The following is a 15,526-nucleotide window of genomic DNA, read 5'->3' as shown; positions in this document are numbered from 1 at the left end:
CCGCGAATTCCGCCATGTTCGATTGCTGATGGAGGCTAACGACCACGCGGCATCGACGTTCCAAAAACGCCGATACGGCTCTGCGTTGGAACAATGCGGACGGCGCCGGGATCTGAGATCGTATCGGCACGGTGAGCGCGCGGATGGAGCCTGGTTTCGTGACTCATATGCTTAACGCGCCGCCGATATGAACCGCGTATGACAAAGTTGCCCGCCGAACGCAGAACCTATTGTTGTCAAGGGCTGCACAAGCCGCTGATTTTGCCTTAAATGAGCTGGATCATGCCTAGCGATCGATGCCTGCCTTTTGGCCGTGATCGCACCCGACCGGCCAATGTCTGGCCCGGTCGGTCTTGCCCCCCGCCGGGAGGATGAATGCACGGACTGCTGCCCGCGTTGAAACGCGGCTTCAATAGATGGATCGGCTGGCGACGGCTCGGCGTCGCCGCGAGCATCTTCATCATCGCGTTTGCGATCACCACGCTGGTGCGGACGCTCAAGGGCATCGATACCGGGGTCATCCTGACCGCGTTGACGGAGATTCCCCGCGGCAACATCGGGCTGGCGGCGATCTGCGTCTTCTTCGCGTTCTGTACGCTGACCTTCTACGACTATTTTGCGCTGCGAACGATCGGCAAGAAGCACGTGCCCTATCGCATCGCGGCGCTGTCCAGCTTCACGTCCTATTCGATCGGGCACAACATCGGCGCCACGGTCTTCACCGGCGGCGCGATCCGTTTCCGGATCTATTCGGACTACGGACTGAACGCGATCGACGTCGCGAAGATCTGCTTCCTGTCGGGCCTGACCTTCTGGCTCGGTAACATCTTCGTGCTCTCGATCGGCATGGCCATCCATCCGGACGCGGCCTCCTCGATGGATCAGCTGCCCTCCTCGCTCAACCGGTTGATCGCCCTCGGCGGTCTCGCATCGATCGGCGCGTATCTGGTCTGGCTCTGCATGGGCGAGAAGCGCCGTGAGCTCGGCCAGAAGGGCTGGAAGGTGGTGCTGCCCTCGGCGCCGCTGACCTTGGTGCAGATCCTGATCGGCGTCGTCGATCTCGGCTTCTGCGCCACGGCAATGTACCTCTTGATGCCGGCCAACCCGCCGATCGACTTCATGTCGCTCGCGGTCGTGTTCATCCTGGCGACCCTGATCGGCTTTGCCAGCCACGCGCCGGGCTCGATCGGCGTGTTCGATGCCGCCATGCTCGTGGCGCTGCCCCAGTTCGGCCGCGAGGAGCTTCTGGCCACGCTGCTGGTGTTCCGTATTCTCTATTTCGTGATCCCGTTCGGCCTTGCCATCTCCATCATGGGCACGCGCGAGCTTTGGACGAATGTGGTCGCGCCGTGGCAGGAGCGGCGGCGGCTGGCGGAAGCCTGCGCGCAGGCCAACCTGCCCAAGGAGGTGACGCCGATGGAGCGCGAACGGCTGCTGCGGCAGGCCGGCAAGCGCTGAGCCGCCGACGCCACCTCCGCAATCGTCGGGCAAGGGTTGCAGGCCGCGGCACAATCCTCTCTTATTTCCGCCTCAACTTTGCCGTTGAAGACGCGGGCCATGATTTCCGTATTCCTTCGCACCCTCTCGGCCGGCGCCGTGCTGCTTGCCGGCATCCTTGCTTTGCCCGAGCGCGCCGCCGCGCAGGACGCCGGCACCATGCAGATCAGCTGGGAGGTGCGTAACCGCTTCCGGCTCTTCCGCGAGGAGCGCGACTTCCTGCTCCATGTCGAGAACGAGCGTAACCGCAGCATTCTAGCCGCCGAACAGTCCCTCGAGCTCCAGAGCGAGGGCCGCGGCTGGGCCCGCAACATGGTCAACCGGCTCTGCATCGACCTGCAGGGCCGGGTCAACCAGCCCTGCACCCGCGATAATGTCAAAGAGAACTACATCACGCCGATCGACCATCCCGTGACGGTGCGCCTGACCGGCGCGGTGCCGGTCGGCGCCACCTGCGCCTGGTCGTTCGATGACGGCGACGGGCCGCAGAGCTCGACCTTCGACTGCGCCGAGCCGATCAATTTGCGCGTCCGCTACGGCAAGCCGACGGTTGCGACCGTCGATGTCTCGGCCGGCTCCGATCCGACCCAGCGGGTCCAGACCGAGATTCAGGTCCGCGACATCTTCATCGCAGGTCTCGGCGACAGCATCGCCTCCGGCGAAGGCAATCCGGACCGGCCGCTGGCGCTGTCGGACGAAGGATTCTGCTTCCGCTCCTATCTCGGCACCGCCGGTGCGCAGTACTACCGGCCGAGCCGCCACGGCTTCAAGGGCGGCCGCGCCTGCGAGGCGCCGGATACGCTCGCCAACTGGCAACGCTACAGCGCGCTCTGGTTCAATGCGCCGTGCCATCGATCGCTCTACAGCTATCAGGCGCGCACCGCGCTGGCGCTCGCGGTGCGCTACACCCACATCGCCGTGACCTTCCTGCCGCTCGCCTGCACCGGCGCGAGCATCGGCGACGGGCTGCTCGGCTCACAGCGCGCCCGCGAATGCCCGCCCGGCAAGACCGGCGTCTGCAACACCAGCGTGAACGCGCAGGTCGCCGAGCTGCGGGAAGCCGTCACCGCGGCGAAGAAGCGCCAGCCCGATCGCACGCTCGATCTCGTGCTGCTCTCGGTCGGTGCCAACGACGTCTATTTCTCCGGCCTCGTCGCCGACGTCATCGTCGAAACCGCGACCGAGCGCGCGCTGTTCCGCCGCTCCGGCGTGTTGGCGAGCGTCGACGATTCCCGCGATGCGCTCCAGCGCGAGCTGCCGCAGAATTTCGTCAAGCTGCGCGAGGCGCTGAAGCCGCTGGTCGGCGGCGACCTCTCGCACGTGGTCTATGTCTCCTATGCCAACCCTGCGCTCGCCGACGGCGGCGCGCCCTGCCGCGGCGGCCGGGCCGGCTTCGACATCCACCCGTCCTTCAATGCCGATCCGCAGCGCCTTTCCCGCGTCTCCGCCTTCGTCGACAGCGAATTCCTGCCGCAGCTGAAGGGGCTCGCCACCTGCACCCGCGGTGCGCTGTGCCGCGATCCCGAAGCCGACCGCATGACCTTCGTCGATGCGCACCAGGCCGCGTTCGCCGAGCACGGCTTCTGCGCCCGTTCCGGCAACGATCCCGAATTCGACCGCAGCTGCTTTGCCGCGAACGGCCAGAGCTTCGATCCCGACATCGTCAGCGCGGCGAGCCAGCCGATGCTGTGCGGCCGCGGCGCCTCGGAGTACCGCGCCTACCTGCCCCGCGCGCGCTGGATCCGCGACGCCAATGACAGCTATTTCGCCGCGATGACCTATCCGCAAGGCCTGCCGGCGGCGAGCCAGCCGACCGACATCCACGATGCGGCCTGGGGCGTGCTCTCCGCCGTCTATGGCGGCGCGGTGCATCCGAGCGCCGAGGGCCATGCCGCGATGGCCGACGCGGCGCTGCCGGCGGCGAGCGCCGTGCTCGGTCTCGACGCCGTGCCGCCGAACGTGACGCGCGGACTGCTGCCGCAGCTGCTGCCCAGCGCGCAGCAATAGCTGCGCTGTCTCCACACACTCACCGTCATCGCCCGGCTTGACCGGGCGATCCAGTACTCCGTGACAGCAGTGATTGAATCGAGACGCCGCTGCGTACTGGATTCCCCGCCTTCGCGGGGAATGACAGCGGTGGTTTGATAGGGTTTCCCAACACCGATCATCCCCCACTTCGCCGTTCCATCGATCCAAAAACAGCATCGATCGATACTGCCTTGAACTTGGACACTTCGCCGCGCGCACCTCTAGGACTCGTGTCGGGCAAAGGCCGAGGCCTAAGAGAGGCGCGTGACGAGTGCAGTGGCGTCCGCAGCGGACGTGAGGCGGTCTCGCATCAGCCTGTTCCTCCTGAGGGCTCCCATGGGAGCTTGACCAGGCAACTCAACGGCGGCCCACAAGGCCGCCGTCTTTGTTTTGGGGGTGATCGATGCTAGAAGTGCCGGGGAAACGCCTTATTCATCTAAGGCATGTATCGATGTTCGACCTCAACCAGCTCCGCTGTTTCGTCACGGTGGCGGAGGAATTGCACTTCGGCCGCGCCGCCGTGCGGCTCAACATGACGCAGCCGCCGCTGTCCCGGCAGATCCAGGTGCTCGAGCACATCATCGACGCGCCGCTCTTGGAGCGCACCAGCCGCTCGGTGCGCCTCACCCCGGCCGGGCGCAGCTTCCTGCCGGAGGCGCGGCGCATCCTCAAGCTTGCCGAAAGCGCTTCGCAGGTGGCCCGCCGCATCGCGCTCGGCAAGACCGGCTCGCTGAAGGTCGGCTTCACCGCGGCCGCGGCCTATGGCTTCCTGCCCGAACTCATCGCCGCCTGTCGCGCCAAGCTGCCGGAGGTCGACTTCTCGCTGAAGGAGATGGTATCGGGCGACCAGTTCGAGGCTCTGACTTCTGGCCAGATCGATGCCGGCCTGCTGCGGCCGCCGATCGCGCGGCCCGAGCTTGCCAGCCGCCGCGTCGTCGCCGAGCCGCTGCTCGCGGCGATCCCGAAGAAGCATCCGCTGGCGAATGCCGACGGCATCACCATCAAGGATTTCGACGACCAGCCCTTCGTGATGTACTCGCCCTATGAGAGCCGCTACTTCCACGATCTCCTGGTGGCGCTGTTCACCCGCGCCGACGTGCTGCCGCGCTACGTCCAGCATCTCAGCCAGATCCACTCGATCCTCGCGATGGTGCGCGCCGGCCTCGGCCTCGCCATCGTACCGGCGGCAGCGGCGAGCCTGAAGATCTCCGACGTCCGCCTGCGTCCGCTGAAGCTGCGCACGCGCGTTCCGGTCGAGCTGTTCATGGTGTGGCGGCGCGAGGACGAGAACCCGCTGCTGTCGGCGCTCGTCAAGATCGCCGGCGAATTGTCCTCCGCGGAGGTGGCGGAGGATTGATGCTCAATCCGCATCGGTCGATATAGGCTTTGGCTTGGACGCGCATCGAACGGTCTCCTAAACCACGGCGCATGGACGTGCGGCCTCTGCTTGCGTCCTCCGCAACACGAGAAGGGAGCGCCCATGAGCAAGATGACCCCGCAGGAAATGGCCCAGAAGATCGGATCGGGCCTCCTGTCCTTCCCCGTCACGCCGTTCAGGGCGGACTACTCCTTCGACGAGGCGACCTATCGCGCCAACATGGACTGGCTGTGCGGTTATGACGTCGCAGGCCTGTTCGCCGCGGGCGGCACCGGCGAGTTCTTCTCGCTGACGCCATCAGAAGTTCCGCAGGTCGTGAAGGTCGCCGTCGACGAGACCAAGGGCCGCGTGCCCGTGCTCGCCGGCACCGGCTACGGCACCGCGATCGCCCGCGAGATCGCGATCGGTGCGGAAAAGGCCGGCGCCGACGGCCTCCTGCTGCTGCCGCCCTATCTCACCCATTCCGAGCAGGAAGGCCTTGCCGCCCACGTCGAGGCGGTCTGCGCCGCCGTGAAGATCGGCGTCATCGTCTATAACCGTGACAACGCGATCCTGCAGCCCGACACGCTCGCGCGCCTTGCCGAGCGCTGCCCCAACCTCGTCGGCTACAAGGACGGCATTGGCGACATCGAGCTGATGACCCGCGTCTACACCAAGCTCGGCGATCGTCTCACCTATGTCGGCGGCCTGCCGACCGCCGAGACCTTCGCGCTGCCCTATCTCGACATGGGCGTGACGACCTATTCCTCGGCCGTGTTCAACTTCGTGCCTGAATTCGCCACCAACTTCTACGCCGCGGTGCGCAAGCGCGACCACGCCACGATCCAGGCCGGCCTGAAGGATTTCATCCTGCCGCTGATCGCGATCCGCAATCGCAAGAAGGGTTACGCGGTCTCGATCATCAAGGCCGGCATGAAGGTGATCGGCCGGGATTCCGGCCCGGTCCGTCCGCCGCTGACTGATCTCACCGAGCAGGAGATGGCGGACTTGACCGCACTGGTGCAGAAGCTGCCCGCCGCACGATCGTCACAACAGGCTGCAGAATAGCAAGACGACACGGAGGAGCCTGCGATGGCCCAGACTGAGATTTCCGGCGCACCTGTTATCACGGCGATGCAGGTGATCCCGGTCGCGGGCCGCGACAGCATGCTCCTCAACCTCAGCGGCGCGCATGCGCCGTTCTTCACCCGCAACATCGTCATCCTCACCGACAATGCCGGCCACACCGGCGTCGGCGAGGTGCCGGGCGGGCAGAAGATCTGGCAGACGCTCCAGGACGCGCGCGACCTCGTGATCGGAAAGACGGTCGGCGCGATGAACAACATCCTCGCCGATATCCGTACCGCCTTCGCCGACCGCGACGTCGGCGGACGCGGCAAGCAGACCTTTGATCTTCGCGTGATGATCCATGCGGTCACCGCGATCGAATCCGCGCTGCTCGACCTGCTCGGCCAGCATCTCGGACTGCCCGTCGCAGCACTGCTTGGCGAAGGCCAGCAGCGCACCAGCGTCGAGACGCTCGGCTATCTCTTCTTCGTTGGCGACCGCCGTAAGTCGAAGCTCGACTACGTCACTGGCGAGACCGCCAAGCCCGACTGGTTCAACCTCCGCCACCAGGAGGCGATGACGCCAGAGGCCGTGGTGCGGCTTGCGGAGGCGACCCACGACCATTACGGCTTCGCCGACTTCAAGCTCAAGGGCGGCGTGCTCCGCGGCGAGCAGGAGATCGAGGCGGTTACCGCAATCGCAAAACGCTTCCCCAGCGCGCGCGTCACGCTGGACCCCAACGGCGCCTGGTCGCTCGATGAGGCGATCAGCCTCTGCAAGGGCATGCATGGCATCCTCGCTTATGCCGAGGACCCCTGCGGCGCCGAGGCCGGCTTCTCCGGCCGCGAGATCATGGCCGAGTTCCGCCGCGCCACCGGCCTGCCGACCGCCACCAACATGATCGCCACGGACTGGCGGCAGCTCTCCCATGCGCTGCGGCTCGGGGCCGTGGACATCCCTTTGGCCGATCCCCATTTCTGGACCATGCAAGGCTCGGTGCGCGTGGCCCAGACCTGCCGTGACAACGGCCTGACCTGGGGCTCGCACTCCAACAACCATTTCGACATTTCGCTTGCCATGTTCACCCATGTCGGCGCCGCCGCCCCCGGCAAGGTCACCGCGATCGACACCCACTGGATCTGGCAGGACGGTCAGGCGCTGACGAAGGAGCCGCTCCAGATCAAGGGTGGCAAGATCGCCGTCCCGGACCGCCCGGGCCTCGGCATCGAGATCGACCGCCCCGCCATCGAGGCCGCGCACGAGCTCTACAAGAAGCATGGACTTGGGGGGCGGGATGACGCTATGGCCATGCAGGACTTGATCCCCGGCTGGACGTTTGACGACAAGCGTCCCTGCCTCGTGCGTTAGAAACGTTCCCCTGGAGGAAAAAGATGACAGCGATCCTGAAGAACTTCATCGGCGGCGAATGGGTCGACGGCTCCGGCGTCACCAGGAACATCAATCCCTCCAACACCAATGATCTCGTCGGCGAATATGCCAAGGCCGACAAGGCGCAGACCGAGAAGGCGATCGCCGCCGCGAAGGCCGCCTTCCCCGCCTGGGCGCAGTCGACCCCGCAGGCGCGCTACGACGCGCTCAACAAGATCTCGACTGAAATCCTCGCCCGTAAGGAAGAGCTCGGCCGCCTGCTCGCGCGCGAGGAAGGCAAGACCCTCCCCGAAGGCATCGGCGAGGTCGCCCGCGCCGGCCAGATCTTCGCGTTCTTCGCCGGCGAAGCGCTGCGCCTGATCGGCGAGAAGGGCGCCTCGGTGCGTCCCGGCCTCGACGTCGAGCTCACCCGTGAGCCGGTCGGCGTCGTCGGCATGATCACGCCCTGGAATTTCCCGATCGCAATCCCCGCCTGGAAGATCGCGCCGGCGCTCTGCTACGGCAACACCGTGGTGTTCAAGCCGGCCGAGCTGGTGCCTGGGTCTGGACATGCGCTCGCCGAGATCATCACCCGATCCGGGATTCCCGCCGGCGTGTTCAACCTCGTCGTCGGCTCCGGCTCGGTCGTCGGCCAGACCCTGCTCGAGCATCCGGACGTCGCCGCGATCTCCTTCACCGGCTCGGTGCAGACGGGACGCAAGATCGCGCAGGCCTGCGTGCTCTCAAACCCCATGAAGAAGTTCCAGCTCGAGATGGGCGGCAAGAACCCGCTGGTCGTGCTCGACGACGCCGACCTCAAGACTGCCGTCGAGGTCGCCGTCAACGGCGCTTATTTCTCGACCGGCCAGCGCTGCACCGCCTCGTCCCGCCTGATCGTCACCGAGGGTATCCACGACCGCTTCGTCGCCGCCATGGCCGAGCGCCTGAACAGCCTGTCCGTGGACGATGCGCTCAAGGCCGGCGTGCATATCGGCCCGGTGGTCGATCAGAACCAGCTCGATCAGGACCTGCGCTACATCAAGATCGGCCAGGACGAGGGTGCCAAGCTCGCCTTCGGCGGCGAGCTGCTGAAGCGCGAAAACCCCGGCCACTATCTCCAGCCGGCGCTGTTCACCGAAGCCAACAACAACATGCGCATCGCGCGTGAGGAGATTTTTGGCCCGGTCGCCGCCGTCATTCGTGCGAAGAATTACGAAGAGGCGCTCGCCATCTCCAACGATACCGAGTTCGGCCTCGCCTCCGGCATCTGCACCACCAGCCTGAAATACGCCTCGCACTATAAGCGCAACAGCGAGTCCGGCATGGTGATGGTCAATCTGCCGACCGCCGGCGTCGACTATCACGTGCCGTTCGGCGGCCGCAAGGGCTCGAGCTACGGCGCCCGTGAGCAGGGCTCCTACGCGCGCGAGTTCTACACCACGGTGAAGACGGCTTACACCAATCCGGGCTGAGATATCGTTGAGATTGTAGGGTGGGTTAGCGCAGCGTAACCCACCTCTTCTGCTTTCCGCAGATACAGACATTGGCGGGTTACGCCGAGTGATTGCGCTCCGCGCAATCACGGGGCTAACCCACCCTACACTTCGGAGTCCTCGATGGACCAGGACGTCGCAGCGAAAGAGCAGCCCCGCTACATCAAACTCAACGAGCGCGACAATGTCGCGATCGTGGTCAATGATTTCGGGCTCCCCGCCGGCGCGCGCTTTGCCAGCGGCCTGACGTTGCGCGCCTTCGTGCCGCAGGGACACAAGACCGCGCTGGTCGACATCGCGGAAGGCGAACCGATCGTCCGCTATGGCGAGATCATCGGCTACGCGCTGTCGCCGATCCTGGCCGGCGAATGGGTGGACGAGGCGCGCATCCGCATGCCGGAGGCCCCTGCCCTCGACAAGCTCGAAATCTCGACCGCCGTCCCCGCACCGCTGCCGCCGCTCGAAGGCTTCACCTTCGAGGGCTACCGCAATCCGGATGGTTCGGTCGGCACCAAGAACATCCTCGGCATCTCCTCCTCCGTGCAATGCGTCAAGGGCACGATGGAATATGCGGTGAAGCGCATCCGCGCCGAGCTGCTGCCGAAATATCCGAACGTGGATGACGTCGTGCCGCTGACGCACGCCTATGGCTGCGGCGTCGCCATCACCGCGCCCGACGCGGTGGTGCCGATCCGCACCCTGCAGAACCTCGCGCTCAACCCGAATTTCGGCGGCGAGATCCTCGTTGTCGGCCTCGGCTGCGAGAAGCTCGCGCCCGAACGCCTGGTGCCGGAAGGCGTCGGTGACGCCATCGTGCGAATGCAGGACGAGGCTTTCGACGGCTTCGGCGCCATCGTCGAGGCGATCATGACCCAGGCCGAGGCGCGGCTCAAAGTGCTCAACACCCGCAAGCGCGAGACCTGCCCGGCGTCCGACCTTGTGATCGGCCTGCAATGCGGCGGCAGCGATGCCTTCTCCGGCGTCACCGCCAATCCCGCCGTCGGCTTCGCCGCGGACCTCCTGGTGCGCGCCGGCGCGACCGTGATGTTCTCGGAAGTGACTGAAGTGCGCGACGCGATCCAGCTGCTCACTCGCCGCGCCATCAACGAGGACGTCGGCCGCGCGCTGGTGCGCGAGATGGCCTGGTACGATTCCTATCTCGCCCGCGGCGGCGCCGACCGCAGCGCCAACACCACGCCCGGCAACAAGAAGGGCGGCCTTGCCAACATCGTCGAGAAATCGCTCGGCTCGATCGTGAAGTCCGGCTCGAGCGCGATTCAAGGCGTGCTCTCGCCCGGCGAGAAGGCGACGCAGAAGGGCATGCTGTTCGCCGCGACGCCGGCCTCCGACTTCATCTGCGGCACGCTGCAGCTCGCCTCGGGCATGACGTTGCAAGTGTTCACCACCGGCCGGGGCACGCCCTATGGCCTTGCGGCAGCACCGGTGATCAAGGTCGCGACGCGCAGCGAGCTCGCGCGGCGCTGGAAAGACCTGATCGACTTCGACGCCGGCAAGATCGCAACCGGCGAGAAGACCATCGAGGAGACCGGCTGGGACCTGTTCCGCCTGATCCTCGACGTCGCCAGCGGCCGAACCAAACCCTGGTCGGACCGCTGGGGCATCCACAACGACCTCACGCTGTTCAATCCCGCGCCGGTGACCTAAAGCGTTTCCGAGCGAAGTGGGTCCCGGTTCGCGTCAAAACGCGTCAAGACGGAACCTCACTGGCTGTCGATCAGGTGCATGTCGCCCAGCGTGACCGGAAGGCTGCGTGTGATGAGGTCCGCGACCGCGGCGCGCAGCCGCTCGCTCGACGCTGAACCCCCAAGCGTCTCGTCGACCGGGCCGCTCGGGCCGGCAATCCGCACGGTCCCGGTGTTGTCGAGCGGCGCCGCCGCACGCTTCTCGATCACGTCGAACGCCTTGCCGTCGATGATCCGGACTTCGTATAGCGCATGGATCAGGCCGTAATCCGCCAGCAGCGTCCGGTATTCGGCGAGCCCGACGCCCTCGACGTTGCGGCCGTTGCCGAGCTTCGATCTTGCACGGGTGATGACGAGGTAAGCATCGAGCCCCTGAGGCGTTACATCGCTGCGAACCAGCTCCTTGAACGGATCGCTACGCAGGAGATTGACGGGCGCAACCGCCGAATCCCTGACGGCGGCGAACGCGGCGCGCCTGTAGCTCACCGGTTGCACGCGAAAACGTCCGCTCAAGAGCTTCGTCGCCTGCTGGACGATCAACTCGTCCAGTCCCCAGGCGCTGATCGAGAGGCTTTGCGCGGTGTTGCCGAGCCCGGTCAGGCCGGCTTGCGTCAGGCTCATCTCCTCGCCGATGGCCGAGACGATGCCGAGGGTCTTGATCGCCTGGAGTTTCGTCGCGCGCGTCTCGAACGCCGCGGCGGCACCGAGGACGGCGGACGCGATCGCACAGGCGAGAGCCAGGATAATTCTGCCGCGCATGGTCTATCGGATCCTGAAATCGAACGAATAGGACGCACCGAGACCGACGGTGGTCTGGTTAGAGGATCCCCGCAGCTTCACCAGCGGGCTGTCCGCGACATCGCCGAGCAGCTTCTGGTACTCGACATAGGCGTGGACCTCCCACTGCGGGTTGATGCGGTAGGAGATCTGGCTGCCGAAACCGACCGAGTGCGCACCGCCTCTGGCATCGTATCTCGGAAGCCCCGATGCCAGCGCCTGCACGGCATCGACGCCGAAATACGGCGCAGTGGCATTGGTGCTCTTCCAGGTGAAGCGCGGGCCGGCCGAGATCGTCAGCCTTTGAATCAGCGGCACGATGACGTCGGCAGATACATCCGCGACGGTGCCGGTATGGCCGCCCATGCCCTGGCGCAACTCGCTGCGCAGGCGCAGCCAGTCGACCGGATAATACTCCACGAAGCCGCCGAGCTCATAGGCGGCGTCGACATTGCCAAGGCCGGTCAGCTCGGCATATTTGTCGGCCTTCCTTGAGGCGACGTATTTGAACGCGGGGCCGGCGCGAAAATGGCCGATGTCGAGCAGCGCGATGCTGGTGCTGTCGCGCGGTCCGCGAAACTGGTCGACTGATCCGGCGCGGCGGATGGAGAAGATCGGGACCGGAGCAAACCTTCCGTTGTTCGATCCGACGAACTCGGGCTTGTATTCGCCGCCGATGCCGACCATGACGGTCCAGTTTCCCGACGGCGAGGGCAGCATCGGCAGCTCCAATGGCGGCGCTGGCAGCGTGAAGGCGGTCTGCGCCGAGACTGATGGCGCAGTCGCCATGATCGCACCGAGTGCGGCGAGACAGGCGGTCGTCCGCCGCACAATCGCCGTGAGGCGGAGAGCGGCTTCTTCGAAATCATTCATTGCGGGGCCCCGGACCGGCCTTGCAGGCCGAGTCGACTGTTGTGGTTAGGAGCCACAGCATCTGGTCCGGCTAAATTGCCCGAAGATTGCAAGGTGCGATCAGATGTTTCCAGGGCCATGTCCGGCGCTGGCAGGCACGCCCGCCGGATCAACATTGCCCCAACATTGCACCGCCGCGATCACGCCTCAAAAACGTGACGAGCCATACCCGCGAGCTCACTCGGTCCTGCCTTTCATTCGCCAAGCTCGCCGCCTTTATGGGAACCCTCGCGCACGAGCCGAAGCGCCAGAATTCGGCCAGGGAGCGTCACGGTCAGGGTTTTGTTGCCCCAGCAGAGTCAAGGACGACCCGCGTGCGCTCCCTCGTGATCGAAGACGAACCACAGATCGGCGCCTATGTCAGCCGGCTGCTCGGGCAATTGCACGGCATCGTCGACCTCGTCGGCTCGATCGCCGATGCCCGCCAGGCACTGAACAATTTCAAGTATGATCTGGCGATCGTCGACCGGATGCTACCCGACGGAGATGCGCTCCAGGTGGTCACGGCGCTGAGCCAATCGGCGGAGCGGCCCGCAATCATCATGCTGACGTCCAAGGACGCCAAGGAGGATGTCGTCGAAGGGCTCAATGGCGGGGCCGACGATTATCTCGGCAAGCCGTTCGAGCCGCAGGAGCTGCTTGCGCGCGTGCGCGCGGTGCTGCGCCGGCCTCGGCTGCTGGCCCCATCGGTGCTGTCGCTCGGCAACGTCGAGCTGCACCTCGGCAGCAACGAGGCGGTAGTCGCCGACACCAGGATCCTGCTGCGCCGGCGCGAGGCGCTGATCCTGGGGGCGCTGCTGATGCGGCGCGACCGCGTCATCACCCGCGCCGCCCTGATCGAGGAGATCTACGGCTTCGACGACGAGATCGAGTCCAACACGCTCGAGGCGCAGGTCTCGCGCTTGCGCAAGAAACTGGCCGAACTCGGCGGCGACGTCGAGATCCGCAGCATGCGGGGCATCGGCTACATCCTGCGGCTGGCAACGCCGCGATGAAGTCAATCGCCCGAACCTTTGCGTTCTCGCTCGGTATCGCCGCCACCACGATCTTCCTGATCATGCTTGGCCTCTTCATATGGCGTTACCCGACGGAGGAGCGCGAGTTCAGGGCGTGCCAGGTCGTAGCGGCCGTTCTCGATCGCGCGACGGTGATCGAAGGGCAAAGACTGATAATACGCTCGACTCCTGCGCTCGAGGAATTGAAGCTGGACAGCCCAAACCTCTGGTACGTGGTGTCCGCGGGCGACCTGCTCAGCGAGTACGGCAGCGAACACCGGCCTCCCCTTCCCTTCGTGCTGCCCTACCACGGGCCCATCGGCTCGTCCGTTTTCAGCACGCTCGACCAGAAGAGCACCTTCTGTCTTTCCGCCGTACAACGGGGCCCGTTGCGGCTCGCGATGATGGTCGGCGAGCCTCAGGTTCGCTTTGGCCGGATTGCAAGGACTTTTCTCCTCCGCAGGGTCTTTTCGATCGCCTTGGTGGCGCTGGCCTTTGCCGCGACCGTCGCCATCGGTTCAGCGCTTGCCGCACGTTTCGTCTCTCGTAGCATCGAGCGGGTGGCGCGTCGCGCGCTCGCGATCGACCCCTCGGCGCCGCAAGGTTTGATATCGCTGTCCGAGGTCCCTCGCGAGTTGAAGCCGCTGGTCGAGGCGCTGAACCGCGCTTTCGGCGAGATCGACGCCTATATCAGGATGCAGCGCCGCTTCCTCGGCAATGCCGCCCATCAGCTTCGCACGCCGCTGACGCTGCTGCGCGCCAAGATCGAGGACGTGCCCGAGCCGGCCCTGAAGGCCGAGCTGGTGCGCGACGTCCGCCGGCTGACCTCGCTGGTCTCCGCGATGCTGGACCTGGCGCGATTGCAAAATCATGCGATCGAGAAGCGGCCGATCGATCTTGCCCAGATCACGCTGGACGTGCTGGCCGATTTCAGCCCGTCGGCGCTGGACGCCGGCATCGAGCTTGCGCTCGAGCACGAGGGAAGAGGTCCCTTCGTGGTGCAGGGCGTAGACGCTGCGATCCGAAGTGCACTTGCCAATCTCGTCGGCAACGCGCTCATCCACGCCCATGGCGCGCGGCGCATCGTCGCCACGATCGGCTGCGATGGCGTGGCTATTCACGATGATGGCGCGGGCCTGCCCGACGGCGCCGAACACAGGCTGACCGAGCCGTTTCAGACCGGCAACGCCGCAGGTGCAGGCGCCGGTCTCGGCCTGTCGATCGTCCGCGAGATCATGGCGGCGCATGGCGGGGAGCTGGTCGTCGCTTCCGCGCCCGGCTACGGCACGACGATGCGCCTGCGCTTTGCCGCGGCCGCCGCGCCGGCGAGATCTGCGCAGTTCGATCTGCAAGAGCATTGAGCGGGCGCATCGGCGCTTTTCGCGAAACCGTCCGGAAACATTGGCGCGGAAAACGTCTTCCGCGTTTCGTCCCTTCGCATCACGCAATCAATATCTGCGCCGAAGACAACGGGAATGTTCGCGCGCGGGCGAACCTGTTCCGCCATCGCGGCGACCAAACCTCCGATTGACATCTTCCACGGAGATTTTCCAATGCGTGTTCTCTCGATGATTGCCGTTGCCGGCGCCATGATTGCGAGCTCGGCCGCCGCGTTCGCCAGCGAGCTTCCCTCCTATGAAGTGACGTCGTTTCCGATCACGACAACGCAAGTGCAAGTGCTCGGCGGCGCCGGCGTCCAGGAGCAGTCTGCGAGCCCCGCGATGATCGTCGCCGGCATGCCGGCCTCGCCCGTGCAGGTCGCCGTGCTGTCGCCGCGGATCAAGCAGCTCGCGAGCGCGGGTTCGAACAACCAGGCGCGCTAAGCTTGGCGTTGTCGTTCCGGCTCGGCGCTCCGCGCCGGCCGGAATGGCCACGCGCCTCTACGTCATGCTGCCCGGCATGAAGCAGCGCACGCGCGGATGGCCGTCGATATAGTGCTTCCACACCATGGTGCGGCCGATCTTGTTCGGGACGGTGATCACGGCGCCGTCAGGCACCACGACCCACTCGTCGTCGATGCGCACGCGGTAGCGACCGCGATCGGACTCCCAATCGACGTCGGCGATGACGTAGCCGTCGGCATCCGAGCAGCATAGCCCGAACTCGCTACGCAGACTCTCGAACCAGGGTTTCAGGGGCGAGTTGGCGAAGCGGCCGTCGTCGCGCGCCAGCGCCGCATGCGTCAGAACCGCCAGCCCCAGCAGCACGGCGGCACACTGTCTTGCACGTTTCATGTGGTCTCCGCGGTCGAAGTGATCACCGCGGGGCAAACGCTGCCGTCCGCCTTCCGCATGGTGCGCGGCAGGCGTGGAGACGGCGACTCGCTCC

Annotated in this window: 13 protein-coding genes; 10 read left to right on the top strand and 3 right to left on the bottom strand. The window is 65.8% G+C overall.

Annotated features, from left to right (window positions below; translation table 11 throughout):
- Positions 1 to 375: 375 nt before the first annotated feature.
- The 7 genes from I6F28_RS30260 (at position 376) to garD (ending at position 10,476) form a co-directional block, all read left to right on the top strand.
- Complete coding sequence (locus I6F28_RS30260) at positions 376 to 1,458, top strand: lysylphosphatidylglycerol synthase transmembrane domain-containing protein (RefSeq protein ID WP_036030193.1); 1,083 nt, start codon at positions 376 to 378, stop codon at positions 1,456 to 1,458.
- 99 nt (positions 1,459 to 1,557) lie between these two features.
- Positions 1,558 to 3,504 carry an SGNH/GDSL hydrolase family protein gene (locus I6F28_RS30255; RefSeq protein WP_225142583.1) on the top strand — a complete coding sequence of 649 codons (1,947 nt, stop codon included), beginning with the start codon at positions 1,558 to 1,560 and terminating at the stop codon, positions 3,502 to 3,504.
- 472 nt (positions 3,505 to 3,976) lie between these two features.
- Positions 3,977 to 4,882 (top strand): LysR family transcriptional regulator, encoded by a 906-nt coding sequence (locus tag I6F28_RS30250; RefSeq protein WP_036015611.1) that lies wholly within the window; start codon positions 3,977 to 3,979, stop codon positions 4,880 to 4,882.
- A 123-nt stretch (positions 4,883 to 5,005) separates the two neighbouring features.
- Positions 5,006 to 5,950 carry a 5-dehydro-4-deoxyglucarate dehydratase gene (gene kdgD / locus I6F28_RS30245; RefSeq protein ID WP_225142581.1) on the top strand — a complete coding sequence of 315 codons (945 nt, stop codon included), beginning with the start codon at positions 5,006 to 5,008 and terminating at the stop codon, positions 5,948 to 5,950.
- A 24-nt stretch (positions 5,951 to 5,974) separates the two neighbouring features.
- Positions 5,975 to 7,318, top strand: coding sequence for a glucarate dehydratase (gudD, locus tag I6F28_RS30240; protein WP_225142579.1), 1,344 nt, complete (start codon positions 5,975 to 5,977; stop codon positions 7,316 to 7,318).
- A gap of 23 nt (positions 7,319 to 7,341) precedes the next feature.
- Positions 7,342 to 8,790 carry an aldehyde dehydrogenase family protein gene (locus tag I6F28_RS30235; RefSeq protein WP_128264448.1) on the top strand — a complete coding sequence of 483 codons (1,449 nt, stop codon included), beginning with the start codon at positions 7,342 to 7,344 and terminating at the stop codon, positions 8,788 to 8,790.
- Positions 8,791 to 8,934: 144 nt separating this feature from the next.
- A complete protein-coding gene (gene garD / locus I6F28_RS30230; RefSeq protein WP_225142577.1) occupies positions 8,935 to 10,476 on the top strand; it encodes a galactarate dehydratase in 1,542 nt (513 codons plus the stop codon).
- Between the two features lie 56 nt (positions 10,477 to 10,532).
- On the opposite strand, the gene I6F28_RS30225 is transcribed toward garD, so the two are convergent.
- Entirely contained in the window at positions 10,533 to 11,273 is a 741-nt protein-coding gene (locus I6F28_RS30225) for a hypothetical protein (RefSeq protein ID WP_057028771.1), read from the bottom strand.
- Between the two features lie 3 nt (positions 11,274 to 11,276).
- A complete protein-coding gene (locus tag I6F28_RS30220) occupies positions 11,277 to 12,164 on the bottom strand; it encodes a MipA/OmpV family protein (RefSeq protein ID WP_225114190.1) in 888 nt (295 codons plus the stop codon).
- Between the two features lie 353 nt (positions 12,165 to 12,517).
- Between I6F28_RS30220 and I6F28_RS30215 the strand changes: the two genes are divergently transcribed.
- From I6F28_RS30215 to I6F28_RS30205, 3 genes are all read left to right on the top strand, one after another.
- Positions 12,518 to 13,198, top strand: coding sequence for a response regulator transcription factor (locus I6F28_RS30215; RefSeq protein WP_036015597.1), 681 nt, complete (start codon positions 12,518 to 12,520; stop codon positions 13,196 to 13,198).
- Positions 13,195 to 14,559: a sensor histidine kinase gene (locus tag I6F28_RS30210; RefSeq protein ID WP_036030218.1), complete on the top strand. Its 1,365-nt coding sequence runs from the start codon at positions 13,195 to 13,197 to the stop codon at positions 14,557 to 14,559. The genes I6F28_RS30215 and I6F28_RS30210 overlap by 4 nt, the downstream gene beginning before the upstream one ends.
- 192 nt (positions 14,560 to 14,751) lie before the next feature.
- A complete protein-coding gene (locus tag I6F28_RS30205) occupies positions 14,752 to 15,021 on the top strand; it encodes a hypothetical protein (protein ID WP_036030219.1) in 270 nt (89 codons plus the stop codon).
- A gap of 57 nt (positions 15,022 to 15,078) precedes the next feature.
- Here the strand turns inward: I6F28_RS30205 and I6F28_RS30200 are convergent, their stop codons facing one another.
- Positions 15,079 to 15,432, bottom strand: a complete 354-nt coding sequence (locus I6F28_RS30200) for a hypothetical protein (protein ID WP_036015590.1) — start codon at positions 15,430 to 15,432, stop codon at positions 15,079 to 15,081.
- Between the last annotated feature and the right edge of the window lie 94 nt (positions 15,433 to 15,526).

The organism is Bradyrhizobium sp. NBAIM14 (genome assembly GCF_020193895.1).
Classification (GTDB): Bacteria; Pseudomonadota; Alphaproteobacteria; order Rhizobiales; family Xanthobacteraceae; genus Bradyrhizobium; species Bradyrhizobium yuanmingense.
Note: the sequence above shows the minus strand (reverse complement) of the source record. Positions and strands in the feature narration are given on the sequence as shown.